This window comes from Thauera sp. SDU_THAU2 (genome assembly GCF_038260575.1).
Taxonomy (GTDB): domain Bacteria; phylum Pseudomonadota; class Gammaproteobacteria; order Burkholderiales; family Rhodocyclaceae; genus Thauera.
On sequence record NZ_JBBWUN010000003.1, the window covers coordinates 838010 to 851672 of the forward strand.

Here is a 13663-nt window from a genome sequence, read left to right on the forward strand (position 1 = left end):
TCTACCAATAGTTAGAGAATTTAAGTTAGTAATGTTAGAGGGATCGCAAACCCGCGCCGTTACTGGCTTTCCGGCGTTTTCGTACTCCTGATAGCACGATAGGCGTACTCCTGATAGCACGACACCTCTTACCCCTGATAGCACGACCCCATCCACAGCCTGTCCCGCTGTTATCCCCGTGCCGTCTGCGGCACGGGCCGGAAGGTCAGCAATTCCATGTCGTCCTCGGGAATCCGCACGATGCCCAGCTCGTACCCCGGCAGCGACTGCCGGGCGACCAGCGCCCGCAGGTCGTAGGCGAAATCCGAAAACCGCGTACTGCTGCCCGACTTGCGGTGCAGATGCCGGAAGTCGAACTGCCAGCCGTATTCCTGCCTGCCGCCATGCTTGCGCACCAGTCGGTACAGCCAGCGCTCGATGCCGCCCGTGAGCCGGAAATACGTCGGGTCGATGGTCAGCACCAGGGCGGCGTCCAGCACGCTCGCATAGAACCAGTCTGGCAGGATCAGCTCGATGCCCAGCGGTGTGCCGTTGGCATCGGCCAGTTCCTTCCACTCGTTGATCCACGAAAAGCGGTGCAAGCGTCTTCCCGTGGTTTCGCGGATGGACGTGGCCACTGTGGTCGATTGCAGCCGGTCGAGCGCGGCCTTGAGACGCTGGTAGTCGCGCAGCGACTTTCCGCGCCCGATGAAGCGCAGGATCTCGTAAGGCGTGGCCTGCATCCGCCGGGACGGTTGGATGCCCGCATCCTTGGCTTCGACTATCTGGCTGGCCGCCCAGATCAGGATGTCGGCATCCCAGATCGTAGCGATGCCGTGCTCCTGCGTACCTTCCACGCGAATGGTGATGTTGCCGCTGCGGAAGTCGATCGGCGCGGTGCGCCGCGACTTCGCCAGTGAGAAAACGGATAGGCCATCAAGTCCTGGGCATCGCGCGGTGCCATGTCCTCGCCCGGCAGTGCGCGGAACAGGTCGAGCTGTTCGCGCTGCTGCAAGGCGTGCCCTGGTGGGCGGGACATGGCGATGGCCACCTGCGATGCGCCGATCAGCGCGCACGGCTGTCAGCCGAGTGGTGCTCGGCATATTCGGGATCGGACGTGGTCTCGAAGCTGCGCGTTTCCGCCCAGGCATCGAGGTCGGCCACGGCGTACATGACGCGGCGGCCGAACTTGCGAAACTTCGGGCCACCACCGATGACGCGCTGTTTCTCCAGCGTGCGCGGTGACAGGCGCAGGTAGTCGGCGGCTTCGTCGTTGGTGAGATAGCGCTGGGGTTGTGCGGGTGTGGCAACGGGAGCGGCGGCAGGCCGCAAGGGAGCGGGTCGCATGGGATGTACCTCCATCAAGCCCGGCCACACAGCGCGACCGGATAGAGGCAGTCTCAAGAAACTTGGGGTTCTTGCTCAGGGACGTTCTGCAGGGGATGCGAAACGTCCCCCCTCATGCGGCGGAACGGGGGGAAGTTGCGCCAGACGGCGATAACCGCCGCGCATCAGCCAATCGCCCCGGCGCACCAGCCGCCGCACGCGGGCGCGCAGAGCGCTGTCGGCGTGCCAGTCGGCGGCAACGGCATCCGCACCAAACAGCCCTTCGGCCACCTCCCGCAAGGACGCACCCGCCAGGGTCGCGTCCAGCGCCTGCAGCGTGTGCATTTCCAGCAATGCGGACAGCGGCGGGCGTGGCCGGACGGTCGCCGCAGGTGCGGCACCGGCGGCTACTGCGATCTTGTTCAATTCGCTCGCCAGGGCCGCATAGCGTTCGCAAGGCGCGGCGCAGGCTCGAATGGCATAGGCGTAAGCCATGCCATCGGCCAAGCCTGGCGCGAGCACGAAACGCAGGCAGCACCCAGGCCAGCGCGCCACCAGCACCAGGCGCTTGCCGTCATGGATCAGGTGTTTGTGACCCGGCAGCTTCCAGAACTCAAAGCACAGGGCATCGGGCGGTGGATCGGCATCCGGGTAGAGCTGCACCACGGCATCGTGATCGGGGAACCAGGCCGGGTGCGCGTCCCGCGCATCCAGAGCGGGATCTTCCAGCAGGCGCAGCCCCCAATGCCCGGCAGCATCCGGTTGGCGACGACGGCGGAGCCAGTCGTGCCGATAGTCTGGATGACGGCGCAGGTACTCCCAGGCCAGCGCCGGGCCATCCAGATGCAGAACGTAGAGATAGGCCGCCGTGGCATACCACGGCTCGGCACTGCGATCAGCCATGAGGCAACCTCCCTGTGCTGGGGGTGCGTCGCCACGGCGAAACGGCGTGCTACGAGGCCATCGTCAAAACGTCATGGGTGAAGCGTAAACTGGCAGTGTCAAGACCGATGAACTCCGATGCGTTGCTGAAATCGTCCGAGTGCGACGGCGGCAACGCACTCCAATGGCATGCCGCGTCGGTCAGCTTGCCGCAGCCCGCGCCAAGCATCATGACCGTTTCGATCTGGCACGCACCGCTTCGGTGCAACACTGTCGATTCAGACCGAACGGGTCACAGACCAGACCGAAATAGACACAGTGCGCCACCGCTTCGCGGTGGCCCTCAATCGGTGATCGAACCGTTGTCTTCGGCCAACCGAAGGTATTCCGACAGCCGCCGCACCGGCTGGAAGTAGCGATCCCGCATCACGGGCTGCTGGCGCGGCCCGACGATGGCAGCCAGGTCGGACAGCTTCACCGTTCCCAGTGCAGGCATGCCAATCCCCAAGTCGATCAGGCCGTGGGCAGTATCGCCATCGGCTGGGTCGAGCGAAGCCAGCAGCCAAGTGGCATGAGCATCCGGGGTGAACAGGCGCACCACGGGCAGCGGGTCGGTGTCCTGCCCGGCAGCTCGGGCCTGTCCGTTGGATAGCAAGCGCGTGCGCTCGTCGGCGGTGATGAGCGGAGTCATGGCTGTACTTCCACGGATGTACGGAGCAGCAGAGACGCTTTGCCGCTTTCCCTCGAAAGCACGGATGCGCAAGCCCACGCATCCGCAGAAGCGTAGAAGCACGAAGGCACATGCACGGAAGTCAGGAAAGACACGGATCAGGCTCTCCGCTTTTGAAGAAAACCGCAAACGCGAATTTCAGCAAAGGCACAAAAACAGGTGAGATTGGATGAATGAGTTAAATATAACGTGGTTTTAATTGTGCTGCGAATCGACGCTTCTGTCTATGCAGAAGCGAACCGTCCAGCGCGGCCGACCGGCCGGCTCCACCACCTTCGACGCCGAGCTGGCCCAGGCTTTCGGTGCGGGGGTGCGTGCGCTGCGCACGGAGCGCGGCATCGCCCAGGAGACGCTGGCCAACCTGGCCGGCATTGAGCGCTCTCACATGGGCAAAATCGAGCGTGGCGAGCATGCGCCAACCCTGGCGATCATCTTCAAGATCGCCGGTGCGCTGGAGTGCAGCACAGCGACTCTAATGACGGAGGCGGAGCAACAACTTCATCCCGGTGACGTTTTGCACAAGGTTTGATTGATGAACGTTACTGGCTTGGCCACCGCCAAGGTAGCGATGCCGTGCCTAAGAATTTATAATCTCACTCTCAAGCTATTTCTAGCTTAATTTGGGCAAAAAATAATATCGCAGGGAATAGCATGGCTTCCTCGGAAATATCACGTGTACGCGAACGATCCAAGTGCCGCAAGCGGCTGAATGAAATCTACGATGAAGCCATTAATGCGTACGTCATTCATTACTCTTGTGAGTCGTTCTATGCACCAGATGGACAGTCCCCGCTAGCCAATTCAACTCGGGTCACCTCTATAGCTGTGAGAAATTTAAAATCTGGCCAGACAAAAACCTGGTCGATTCACAAGTCTGCCGAGCTTGGCAAGCAGCTAGAAAAATTGAGCGAATTGATCAAGGCAAATGCTCCTCTTACCAATCAAGAGCAGGATGCTGGAGCTTTGAGAACAGAGGCAACCGCACATATCAGCGAAATCCTCAATCCTCTTGAGTTCGACATGCTCAATGGGTATTTTTCATTTCTTTCAAATCATTCCGATAGCACATATGTACACTGGAACATGCGGGATGATAATTATGGCTTCTCTGCGCTGGAACATCGCTTTCGCGTCTTAGGCGGAAATCCCGTCATACTTCAAGATAATAAGAAATTTGATCTGGCCAGGGAATTAATAACGCTATTCGGCAAAAGATATGCTCCCCATACGTCCCCAAAGGGCCGGAGAGGGCGACTGATGAGCATAATTGAATTGAACAGGATCGCGGACACCGATGCTCTTCAGGGCGCCGAAGAAGCAGCAGCATTCGTGAACGGCGAGTTCATAAAGCTTCAGCAATCAACGCTGCGAAAGGTTGATGTCTTGTCAAATATATTTGACAGAACTCACGATAAGAGTCTGAAAACAAACGCATCTTTTACAGACAAGTATGGCGTTCACCCTATAGCGCTAATTGAGGTGGCCAAGAACAACCCTATTGTTTCTGGGTTTGTTTTTCTTGCGGGCATTTTTGCCGCGGTGGTTCGTTACAAAGACAGTATTGGATCATTTTTCCCTTAGCCATAGGCATGGCTTGGGGTGGTGCTGACCGGACAGCAAATCGCCTCCTGATTAGCCCCGACTCTCAGCCAAGAAAGTTGCTCGCAATCCGCAGACGCGGCTCCGGACATGGTTTGCACCGCATCATCGCGGTCGCAAGTCGCGAAAGCGTCTCGCGCAGGCGGAACCGGCGGTTGAAACGGTACGCCGCTTCGGCCAGGTAGCGCCGCGCGTACTTGGCTTGTTTGACGGCATGGTAGGTGCCACTGATCGCCCGCTTGAGGTTGCCCAGCACGACGTTAACCCATCGCGCTCCAGGCACTTCGGTGGCGGCGCGGCCGCCGCCGGTGTCGAGCGTTGTGTGGGCGTGGCCGGCGTCTTCGAGCCGGCGGAAGCAAGCCAAGCCGTCACGTAGGACCTCGCACTCAGGTGCCAGGCGGCGCGTGATCCAGTCGTTGAGCGAGGCGTTGTCGAAGCTGCGGACCGGCTCGATCACTGCGAAGGTCGGGCGTTCGAGGTGTTCGTCCGTCTGCACTGCGATCACGAACGCCTGCTTGTTCTCCGATCCGCGCCCGGGCTTGCCGCCGTTGCGCTCGCCGCCCAAATAGGCGTCGTCAAGCTGCACGAAACCCTGGAGTTTTCTGGAATCCTCCCGCTCGGTCATGGCCTGCATGACCTTGTGCTTCAGGCGCCAGGCGGTCTTGTAGTTCACGCCCAGGTGGCGCATCAGTTCCAGCGCAGCCAAATTGGTCTTGGTCGAGGTAAGCAGGTGCATCGCCAGCATCCAGGTGCGCAGCGGCAGTTTGGTGCCTTCGAACAGGGTGCCCGCCGTCAAGGTCGTCTGATGCCGGCAAGCGCGGCACTGGTAGTAGATCGCATCGCCGCGCCTGAATCGCGAACGCGCGCGTCCGGCACAGGCCGGGCAGCGGTAGCCTTCAGGCCAGCGCCACTTGTACAAGGCCCGGTAACACTTTGCTTCGGTGCCGTAGCGGTGGATGAACTCGCTCATCGAAAGGCCGGGTTGGAACTGCACGCGGTTGATGCCCATGGCGCCACCTCGTTGGCTTCAGATGGCACCATGCTGTGCCGCAGGCGGCGCAAATCCTGCGACTCGCGGCTGAGGGTCGGGGCTAATCAGGAATCGCCTTGGTCGAAACCAAGGCGCTGTTTACATAGCTGGGAAGATTACGTGGCCAGCGCCCCAACCTGCGACTGTTCATCAGCTGCGGCGGCTTCCTCATCCGTCGCCATGTCCTGCGCATCCTGCTGCGAGGGGTCGGCATGTAAGATGGCAGGCATCCAGCCGGTACCGTCGGCCAGCCGTTCGGCTTCGCTGGCAATGTCGCCTTTTTTCAACTTCGCCAGCCGGGTGACGTGCTCTGGTGCGAATTCGCCCACGGCTTCCAGAATCGCGGCCTTCGGCACATGCTGGAAATAGCCGTCTGCGGTGGGTTGCCACCATGCCGCCATGTCCAGCCCCACCGCCTGCGCCAGTTCGGCACCCGGCTGGTGCTGCGTAGCGCGGGGCGTCACCACATCGACCGTGGATGCCACGCATACAGCCAGCAGGCTCACCAGTTCATCCTGTGGCTTCGCCAGCAGTGCGGCGAACAGTTCGGCGCTGTCCTCCGGCAAGGCCTCACCCGCTACCTGTTGCAGTTCGCGCAGTGCCACGGCGGCGGGCGATTCCGGCCAGTCCGGGGCCATGCCTTCCAGCCGATCTTGCTGGGTCAGCTTCACGCCCAGCGGCAGATCGTGGCCGTAGTGGCTGCCTTGCAAGACAGTCTGCACCATGCCATGCACCAGTGCGGCTAGCGCCACCTGCGGATGCCGGGCCACTTCGATTTGCAGCGCGGCGGTACGGTGGGCGCTCAAGCGTTGCGCCAGCCGGTCAGACATGGCGGCGGGCTTGGGGGCGTCGTCGGTTTCCTCGCCGGTGTCGTCGTTCCCGGCTTCGCCCTCGCTGCCGAAACCTTGCCGCAGCCGTTCAAGCGTGCGCAGTGCCTTGGCCTCGGCTTCGCGCAGCAGGCCACGATGAATCACGGCCTCGCCGTTGCGGTCGATGGTGACGATGGCACCGGCGGCAGCTTTGACGGCTTCCCCGTAGTCCTGCAAGCCATCTTCCAGCGCCTGCAACTGTTCGCCCAGGTGTTCGCCTTCCTCCTGCAAAGCGTCGGCCTTGTCTTCGTCCTCGGCGTCCAGGGCAGCATCTACGGCCTCGGCCAGCGACTGAATCTTGGTTTGCAGCTTCTCGATGCGGGCGGCTTCGCGCTTGTTGGGGCTGCGGCGCTCCTCGGGGCGCGTTGGAAGACTTGCAGGTCGGCATGGGTCGTGCCGGGTGTAGCATCCACCCATGCCCAGCCTTCGGCCTTCACCTCGGCGGCAAGGCTGGCCAGCTTGTCCTGCGCCAGCCGTTCCAGCAGCGCGGCATCGGTCAGATACACGCCGCTATCGGCTTCCGCGAACAGATCGCGGCGGGTGCCACCGCCTGCGGTCTCGTAAGCATCCAGCCCAACGAAGCGCACCAGCGGATGCCGGTGGGCGTCAATCTCGCGCTCGGTCAGGCGGTCGCGCAGGTTATGCGGGCTGCGCTGCCATGTCGGCGCATCGTAGAACGCGGCTTCCTGCGCGGCGTGGTCGTCGGTGATGGCAAGGGCCATCAACTGGTCAAGGCTCACGGCCTCGGCCCGGTAGTCGGCCAGCAGGCGCTGCGACACGTTGGCGAGTTTCAGGCGGCGCTGCACCACCAGCGGCGTGACGCTGAAATCTGCGGCAATGTCCTCGATGGGTCGGCCTTCGGTCACCAGTGCGGCGAATGCCTCGAACTGGTCGGCGGGGTGCATGGCTTCGCGCTGCACGTTCTCGGTCAGGCTGGCGGTGCGGGCGGTGCCATCGGCCACCAGCAGGCAAGGCACCTCCCATTCCTTGCTGATGCGGCGCTTCTTCGCCAGTAGCTTGAGGGCGGCAAGGCGACGGCCTCCGGCCACGACTTCGTAACGCTCGCCGTCAGCGGTCGCGGTCACAATCAGGTTTTGCAGCAGGCCGACACGCTGGATGCTGGCGGCGAGTTCGGGAATCGACATGCGCGGGGTCTTGCGCACGTTGCGACCCGTGGCGCGCGACACCAGCCGCGACAGCGGCACCAGAATCAGGTTATTGCTCGGGTCGGCGGCTTCCAGCAGCACGGCAGGCGCGGCGCTGGCTGCGGCGTGGATGGCGTGGGCTTCGGTGTGGTTGATGGCGTTCATGGTGAAAACTCCTTGCGATGATGGAATGCAGCAGCGAATGACGCGGCAAGGGTTGCTGCCTGCCCCTGCCGCGCAGGGGAATCAGGCTTTCAATTGGCGCAGGCCATCTGCCAACAGCCACAGGGCGCGATTGAGGCGAATATCGGAATCAATGCCCTGCACGGGACGGGTCTGCTGGCGTCGTCCGTTGGCGCTGCGCCCATGCAAACCGCCTTTGGTCAGGTTCTCTTGGGTACGGTTGAACACGCTCCACAAGTCCGGGCGGTGGTCGTCGAAACGGCGTGGCATCAGGATTTGCGATTCGGTGATGGGGGCGGGCTTGTCCGGGTCGTCGTACTTGAGCGACAGCGCGGCGCGGGCGAACACTTCGGCTTCGCCTTCGTCCAGCGTGATGGCCTGCATGGATTCGCGGGATTCCAGCGCACGGTCGAAGCCGTGCAGCACCTGATAGGCACCTTCGATCACTTGCCCGGCCACGTCGCCTTTATGCGGCACGCGCACATCGGCCACGGTGTCGCCGCACACCAGCCCATTGCTGCACACGAAACGGAACATCCCGGCCAGCATCTGGTAGCTGCTGGTGCCATCGTGCGAGTTCAACAGGATGATTTCGTTGGCTTCGCCTCGGGCGTTGATCTGGCTGGCATGGCGCAGCCGGATCATGTGCTTGGTGTAGTCGCGCCGGTCTTCGTGGCGGGTGCGGGTCTGCGTCACCATGAAAGGCTGAAACCCTTCCTTGCGCAGTTCGGTCAGTACCGTGGCGGTGGGGATATAGGCGTAACGCTGGGAACGGCTTTCGTGGGGCGCTTCCGCAAAGATGGACGGGGCCACGCGGTGAATCTGGTCATCAGACAGCGGGGAGTCGCTGCGCAGTACCGGGGAACGGGAAGCGAAACGGGATGCAAGCATGGTCTTTCTCCTGACGAAAAGGGTTTGCTGTTCAAACCGCACACCGGATTCCTAGATTCGGAGCCCAGCCTTTCGGCTGTTCGGTGCGGTTGGCACGAGGAACCCGGTTGGCCCTGTTGCCACCGTCTTTCCTGAGTTCATCGCCCGCGACGGTCAGGAGCCCACGGACGTGGGCCGTCAAGGAGAAAAGCGGCAGGTAGGTGCGGCCCGCAGGCGCAGCCGAGGACACGGCCTGGCGCGCCTTGATGGCACGCGGCCACGGGCTACAGTCGCGAGCAAGGTGATGGAGTCAGGAGAGACGGCTGGACATGGCAACGGCCGCAGCGATGTGCAGACCGCACGCAAGCGCAAGCGCGCAGGCCCGAAGCTGGAAGCCGGGCCGTAGGCGTCAGGGATGTGGAAGGCCGGCGAATGCCAGTCCTGTCAGGGATGAGCGAACAGCGAACCTGGAGCAGCGCGGTTCGCGAAGCGGAGACGCAAGGAAGTATTTCGCTTATTATCTATTTGTATTTATGACTGCATCGGCCAGGTGCAAAAGTTCAAAAAATGCAATTGAAGGTCTGTTTTGCAGCGACTGCTGACGATCAGCTTTCTCTTGTTTTCCTATCATGCCAAAAGGGATTAATTTGGAGGCGAGGATGCTGGAGGTAGACAAGAAACGCGAAGCGACAGCTTCGATCAGAGGGTATTTTTACCAACTTGACGCTGCCTTGCTCGAAATCCTAAATGCGGACCTGAGCGATGAAGTCGTTATCGAGGGAATTGAAGACTTCGACCGCTACACCGAGGAAAGCGTCATTTACGGCCAGGTAAAGTACTACGCGGAGCAGAATCTGACAGACTCGGTACTGCGTGATCCCCTGCATAAGCTCTTTGTTCATTTCCACGGGCTCGAAGAAGCACAGCGGGCAGGCCGGAAATACCTGCTGTACGGGCACTTTTCAGAAGTAAAGATCGATATTGGTGAGCTTTCCGTCGAGCGCTTCAAGTCGGTGATGGAATACCGAAAGGAAGTGAAGGCCGCTGACGGTACAAAATCCTACGAAAAGAAGTCTTTGCTCGACGGCATGGCCGCGCCAGATAGGCTAATTGAGGCGTTCTGCAAGAGCTTCAGCATACAAATCTCGAAGGAATTTTCTGAACATCGCAGGCTCGTCATTGAGGCAATACGGAAAAACCAAAGCGTCTCAGGGGTTGAGGCCGAAGGTTTTCACTATCCAATGGCCTTCGACTACATCGCAACACTTGCCACGAAAAAAGATCACAACGACCGTAAGGTCACCCGTCGTGATCTGCAGGAGCTGCTCAAAGGTGCTCAAGCTATCCATAATCGTTGGCTTCTCCGGGAGAAGGATGCAAGCGAGTACGCGAAGCATATTAAACGCCTGTACTTCTCGCTCACGAACGGCGCAGGAATCGCCCGTGTTTTCATCATCGAATGTGATGGGGCGACTGACGGCTCGGTCATCTGCGACCAACTCAGAGCAATTGGTAATAATTGGAGTTCTGCTAAAAAGCGCCGTATCCAGAATTCCGAGCGCTACGCGCCATTCATCCTGCTACGCGGCGCGGATGAAAAACTCATCTTGCAAGTAAAAAATGAGCTTTTCGATACTGGAACCGTTTTCGTAGACGGTTACCCATATCGCGGATCGCCCTTTCGCAACGATCACGTTCAGAGCCCGCAGACCGAATTACACCAAATCGAAATTCGTTTTGTCGAAGACGTTGACCAGCTGCTGGAAGCTCTCAACGGAGTGGGACGGAAGTTGTGCCACATCTATGACTTCTTCCTGGAACGCCCAGCAGCCATGGCTATGCCGAGTCCAAAGAGTCGGATGTATTCGATCCCCGTTAGCAGCATCTCCACAATCAATAAAATTATCTGAGGACGAACTATGACTGAGGAAGTCGCCAATGCCGAAGTTGTCGCCGTTTACCCCAACAAGGTTCGTGTGGCCGTCGATGATCTTTTGAACTTTCAAGCAGCGGGGGAGTCTCTTCGCGTTGGGTCTTTTCTCAAAGTCTCGGACAATGACAACGTTTCTCTTATCTGCATCATCGAAAGCTTTTCAATCGAGATGAAAGAGGTAAAGGGCGACAGTATCAGTGACCACAAACGCGTTTATATGATTGATTCCTATCCCCTCGGGACCCTTAAAGATGGAAAGTTCAATCGCGGTGGTGACGAACTCGCCATTCCGCCAAAGAAGGTCGTCCCGGCAACGAAAGCGGAGATCGCAGCTATCTATGCAGACTGCTATGCCGCTGAAGACCGCTTTTGCTTTTCGTCACTGACTAGGCAACGTGATATCGTCGTACCTGTTCATGGCGACAGGTTCTTCAATAAACATATTGCCGTCGTCGGCGCTTCGGGATCGGGAAAATCGTCGAGTGTGACGTCAGTTCTGCAGAAAGCAGTATCTGCTAAAAGCGGCGAATACCAAGGTCTCAACAACTCTCATATCCTAATATTCGATCTTCATTCCGAATATGCTACGGCTTTTCCAAAGGCGAATATCATCACTGTCGATGACCTCGTCCTACCATATTGGCTTCTCAACGAAGACGAGATGGAGGACATGTTCCTGGAGTCCGGCGACAATAACAACTACAATCAGGAGTCGCTGCTACGATCTGTGGTGACCATTGCCAAGAAGATCAGCAATCCTGCTGTCGAAAAGGTCAACTTCGATAGTCCGCTTCGATATGACATTCAGCACGTAGCGAACGCTTTCCGCAACCTGACGCGGGAAACAAAAGACGCTGAAAACTCGCTGCATATCAAGTTTAAGGATGGTACGACCGAAACGTTCGATGATGTCGAGGGTCAGCTGGAGCACTATTGCAAGGCTTTGCGCGAGTTCGCTGCTCCGGAACGGAGTAAAATCAACAAGGGCCCCTATGCTGACGGCAGCATCGACAAATTTGAGCGGCGGATTAGATCAAAAATCTCGAACTCTCGGCTTGACTTCATATTCGGTGCGAAGGCCAAAGCTGCGACCCTAGAACAGGTACTTGAACAGTTTACCGGCTACAAGGCGGGAGGCGAGTCGAATGTCACAATCATCGACCTCAGCGGCATTCCCTTTGAACTGCTCAGCATTACCGTTTCGCTGATCTCCCGCCTTATGTTCGATTTTTGCTACTACGCTCGTCGCGTGGAGAGTAAAACAGAGCAGCCGTTCCTGATGGTGTATGAGGAAGCGCACAAATACGCGCCAAAGAGCGGTCTTGCCCGCTACAAGGCCTCCTTGGCTGCAATCGAACGCATTGCCAAAGAAGGACGAAAGTACGGGATCAGCCTTCTGATTTCGAGTCAGCGACCATCTGAAATATCAGAGACTATCTTTTCGCAATGCTCCAACTTCTTGGCAATGCGTCTTACCAACCCCGATGATCAAAGCTATGTCCGCCGACTACTGCCGGATACGCTTGGCAATTTGACCGAAGGCATGCCCGCGCTGGAACAAGGGGAGGCGCTTCTGATCGGGGACGCCGTCATCATGCCGTGCGTCGTGTATGTGGAAAAATGCGACCCCGAGCCCTCGTCTAGTGACGTGAAATATCTCACACTCTGGAAAGCGGAGTGGAAGGAGATCGATTTCAAAAAGCGTGCCGATAACTGGCGAGGATGATGGGGACATCGTTGCACAAATTAAGTTTGAGGCGAACTACCCAAAACCCTAGTTTTGGCTATACCACGGTGCAAAACGAACTTGCAAAGAAGGTTCAATGCAATGACTGCTTTGAGTGACAGTAGTCATTGGCCTTGTTGAGTTGAAGGGCAGCAACCAGCCTTCACCGGACATTGTGAATCAGCCTGTGAAGTTCCGCTTTGGGTCGAAAGCGGACGTTCTTGCAGGTAAATGCGCTACACATCTGAAGATGAATAATTTCAGGGACAACATCGAGACATGACCACCGTCTATATTGATGAAAGTGGCCACAGTGGGGACATGATCAACAGCGGCAACGCTTACGACTTCAAGGGCCAGCCCTACTTTGCCCTGGCCGGCATTGGTCTTGAGGACGGTCATGACTGGGAAGACCGCATCAATGAGCTGCGAAACCGCCACCGTATTCCTGCCGGTGAACTCAAGTCCAAGTCGCTGACCGCTAAGCCCAGGTTCTCGGCCGAAGTCATCCATGCCTTACTCGACCAGCGCGCTCCGCTTTTCATCGAGGTGGTCGACAAGCGCTTCTTTATCTGTACCAGCATCACCTCGTTCCAACTCTTGCCGCCGTGTCTTGGCTACCCCGAGTCAATGCAGTTTCACTTCATCAAGAACACGGTGGCGGACTTCCTGTTCTTTCACGCCTCCGAGCGCGTCCTCGATACATTCGTCGCGTCGTGCCTGGCACCGGGGGATGCGACTCTGCGTGCCTCATTCGCCATGCTGCGTGACATGGCCACAGATCGGGGCTTTACGGGATCGGCCGCACAAATCGCGCAAGGCGTTGCCCACATGGTGCAGGAGGTTGAGGCCGAATACGCCGAGCAGCGCGAAAAAGGTAGCGAGGCCTGGTCGCGATTTCTTCCGCCACCCGACCTCAACAAACATGCAAAGCAGGTCTGGATGCTGCCAAACCTGACGTCATTCACGAGTATCTACGCCCGGATGAATCGCTATTACGGCAGACGCCTGGCCGGCATCCGCTTGGTGCACGACCAGCAATTGGAAGTGGAGAACATTCTGCGCCAAGGAAAAATGACCGCCGAAAATCTGAGCAACTCCGTAGATCTGCCTTACACCCCACAGTCCGACTACCGGTTCGAGGAAGAGGCCAGCATCGAGTTCGCGCAGTCGCACGAGGCCATCGGAGTGCAACTGGCCGACATCGTTGCCGGCAGCGTGATGCGCTACTTTCGAGACACGGACGCCGGCACGCCCGTGTCGAATGAACTGCGCGAGGCCATCATGCGACTCATCGGCGAGGGCGATGAGCGAAGGGGCTATGGCCTCAATCAAGTCGTCGCCACGGCTAACGTCCGACATGAGGAATGAGTGCTACAGCTGTGGCGTTG

At 58.8% G+C, this 13663-nt stretch carries 14 protein-coding genes; 5 read left to right on the forward strand and 9 right to left on the reverse strand.

From position 1 onward, the window contains the following. Nucleotides 1–170: 170 nt before the first annotated feature. The 5 genes from AAFL97_RS04980 to AAFL97_RS05000 form a co-directional block, all read right to left on the reverse strand. The gene (locus AAFL97_RS04980; protein ID WP_445954470.1) at nt 171–1130 is read right to left on the reverse strand and encodes a replication initiator protein A; all 960 of its coding nucleotides are present in this window, start codon (nt 1128–1130) and stop codon (nt 171–173) included. Continuing rightward, the gene (locus tag AAFL97_RS04985; RefSeq protein ID WP_014995090.1) at nt 1045–1326 is read right to left on the reverse strand and encodes a helix-turn-helix domain-containing protein; all 282 of its coding nucleotides are present in this window, start codon (nt 1324–1326) and stop codon (nt 1045–1047) included. The genes AAFL97_RS04980 and AAFL97_RS04985 overlap by 86 nt, the downstream gene beginning before the upstream one ends. Before the next feature lie 75 nt (nt 1327–1401). After that, nucleotides 1402–2208 (reverse strand): DUF2285 domain-containing protein, encoded by an 807-nt coding sequence (locus AAFL97_RS04990; protein WP_341643979.1) that lies wholly within the window; start codon nt 2206–2208, stop codon nt 1402–1404. A gap of 49 nt (nt 2209–2257) precedes the next feature. Continuing rightward, a complete protein-coding gene (locus tag AAFL97_RS04995; RefSeq protein WP_329751303.1) occupies nt 2258–2419 on the reverse strand; it encodes a hypothetical protein in 162 nt (53 codons plus the stop codon). Nucleotides 2420–2530: 111 nt separating this feature from the next. Further along, nucleotides 2531–2878, reverse strand: a complete 348-nt coding sequence (locus tag AAFL97_RS05000) for a DUF2958 domain-containing protein (RefSeq protein ID WP_046602336.1) — start codon at nt 2876–2878, stop codon at nt 2531–2533. Between the two features lie 265 nt (nt 2879–3143). Between AAFL97_RS05000 and AAFL97_RS05005 the strand changes: the two genes are divergently transcribed. Continuing rightward, nucleotides 3144–3446 (forward strand): helix-turn-helix domain-containing protein, encoded by a 303-nt coding sequence (locus AAFL97_RS05005; protein WP_341643980.1) that lies wholly within the window; start codon nt 3144–3146, stop codon nt 3444–3446. A 122-nt stretch (nt 3447–3568) separates the two neighbouring features. Beyond that, a complete protein-coding gene (locus AAFL97_RS05010) occupies nt 3569–4498 on the forward strand; it encodes a hypothetical protein (RefSeq protein WP_341643981.1) in 930 nt (309 codons plus the stop codon). A 64-nt stretch (nt 4499–4562) separates the two neighbouring features. Here the strand turns inward: AAFL97_RS05010 and AAFL97_RS05015 are convergent, their stop codons facing one another. From AAFL97_RS05015 to AAFL97_RS05025, 4 genes are all read right to left on the reverse strand, one after another. Next, nucleotides 4563–5525, reverse strand: a complete 963-nt coding sequence (locus tag AAFL97_RS05015) for an IS1595 family transposase (RefSeq protein WP_341643982.1) — start codon at nt 5523–5525, stop codon at nt 4563–4565. Between the two features lie 137 nt (nt 5526–5662). After that, on the reverse strand, nt 5663–6613 hold the full coding sequence (locus tag AAFL97_RS24555) for a hypothetical protein (protein WP_445954471.1): 951 nt from the start codon (nt 6611–6613) through the stop codon (nt 5663–5665). Between the two features lie 74 nt (nt 6614–6687). After that, nucleotides 6688–7725: a ParB/RepB/Spo0J family partition protein gene (locus tag AAFL97_RS24560; protein ID WP_445954472.1), complete on the reverse strand. Its 1038-nt coding sequence runs from the start codon at nt 7723–7725 to the stop codon at nt 6688–6690. Nucleotides 7726–7806: 81 nt separating this feature from the next. After that, complete coding sequence (locus tag AAFL97_RS05025; RefSeq protein ID WP_029043638.1) at nt 7807–8634, reverse strand: DUF932 domain-containing protein; 828 nt, start codon at nt 8632–8634, stop codon at nt 7807–7809. A gap of 638 nt (nt 8635–9272) precedes the next feature. Between AAFL97_RS05025 and AAFL97_RS05030 the strand changes: the two genes are divergently transcribed. The 3 genes from AAFL97_RS05030 (at nt 9273) to AAFL97_RS05040 (ending at nt 13643) form a co-directional block, all read left to right on the forward strand. After that, nucleotides 9273–10523: a DUF4297 family anti-phage-associated protein gene (locus AAFL97_RS05030; protein ID WP_341643983.1), complete on the forward strand. Its 1251-nt coding sequence runs from the start codon at nt 9273–9275 to the stop codon at nt 10521–10523. Between the two features lie 9 nt (nt 10524–10532). Further along, the gene (herA, locus tag AAFL97_RS05035) at nt 10533–12272 is read left to right on the forward strand and encodes an anti-phage-associated helicase HerA (RefSeq protein WP_341643984.1); all 1740 of its coding nucleotides are present in this window, start codon (nt 10533–10535) and stop codon (nt 12270–12272) included. A gap of 279 nt (nt 12273–12551) precedes the next feature. Beyond that, a complete protein-coding gene (locus AAFL97_RS05040) occupies nt 12552–13643 on the forward strand; it encodes a DUF3800 domain-containing protein (protein WP_341643985.1) in 1092 nt (363 codons plus the stop codon). Nucleotides 13644–13663: the final 20 nt, after the last annotated feature.

Bases quoted from the DNA above. Each gene is read 5' to 3' on its own strand.
- AAFL97_RS04980 (WP_445954470.1), bottom strand. From the start codon at position 1,130: ATGCCTGGGCGGAAACGCGCAGCTTCGAGACCACGTCCGATCCCGAAT.
- AAFL97_RS04985 (WP_014995090.1), bottom strand. From the start codon at position 1,326: ATGCGACCCGCTCCCTTGCGGCCTGCCGCCGCTCCCGTTGCCACACCC.
- AAFL97_RS04990 (WP_341643979.1), bottom strand. From the start codon at position 2,208: ATGGCTGATCGCAGTGCCGAGCCGTGGTATGCCACGGCGGCCTATCTC.
- AAFL97_RS04995 (WP_329751303.1), bottom strand. From the start codon at position 2,419: ATGATGCTTGGCGCGGGCTGCGGCAAGCTGACCGACGCGGCATGCCAT.
- AAFL97_RS05000 (WP_046602336.1), bottom strand. From the start codon at position 2,878: ATGACTCCGCTCATCACCGCCGACGAGCGCACGCGCTTGCTATCCAAC.
- AAFL97_RS05005 (WP_341643980.1), top strand. From the start codon at position 3,144: ATGCAGAAGCGAACCGTCCAGCGCGGCCGACCGGCCGGCTCCACCACC.
- AAFL97_RS05010 (WP_341643981.1), top strand. From the start codon at position 3,569: ATGGCTTCCTCGGAAATATCACGTGTACGCGAACGATCCAAGTGCCGC.
- AAFL97_RS05015 (WP_341643982.1), bottom strand. From the start codon at position 5,525: ATGGGCATCAACCGCGTGCAGTTCCAACCCGGCCTTTCGATGAGCGAG.
- AAFL97_RS24560 (WP_445954472.1), bottom strand. From the start codon at position 7,725: ATGAACGCCATCAACCACACCGAAGCCCACGCCATCCACGCCGCAGCC.
- AAFL97_RS05025 (WP_029043638.1), bottom strand. From the start codon at position 8,634: ATGCTTGCATCCCGTTTCGCTTCCCGTTCCCCGGTACTGCGCAGCGAC.
- AAFL97_RS05030 (WP_341643983.1), top strand. From the start codon at position 9,273: ATGCTGGAGGTAGACAAGAAACGCGAAGCGACAGCTTCGATCAGAGGG.
- herA (WP_341643984.1), top strand. From the start codon at position 10,533: ATGACTGAGGAAGTCGCCAATGCCGAAGTTGTCGCCGTTTACCCCAAC.
- AAFL97_RS05040 (WP_341643985.1), top strand. From the start codon at position 12,552: ATGACCACCGTCTATATTGATGAAAGTGGCCACAGTGGGGACATGATC.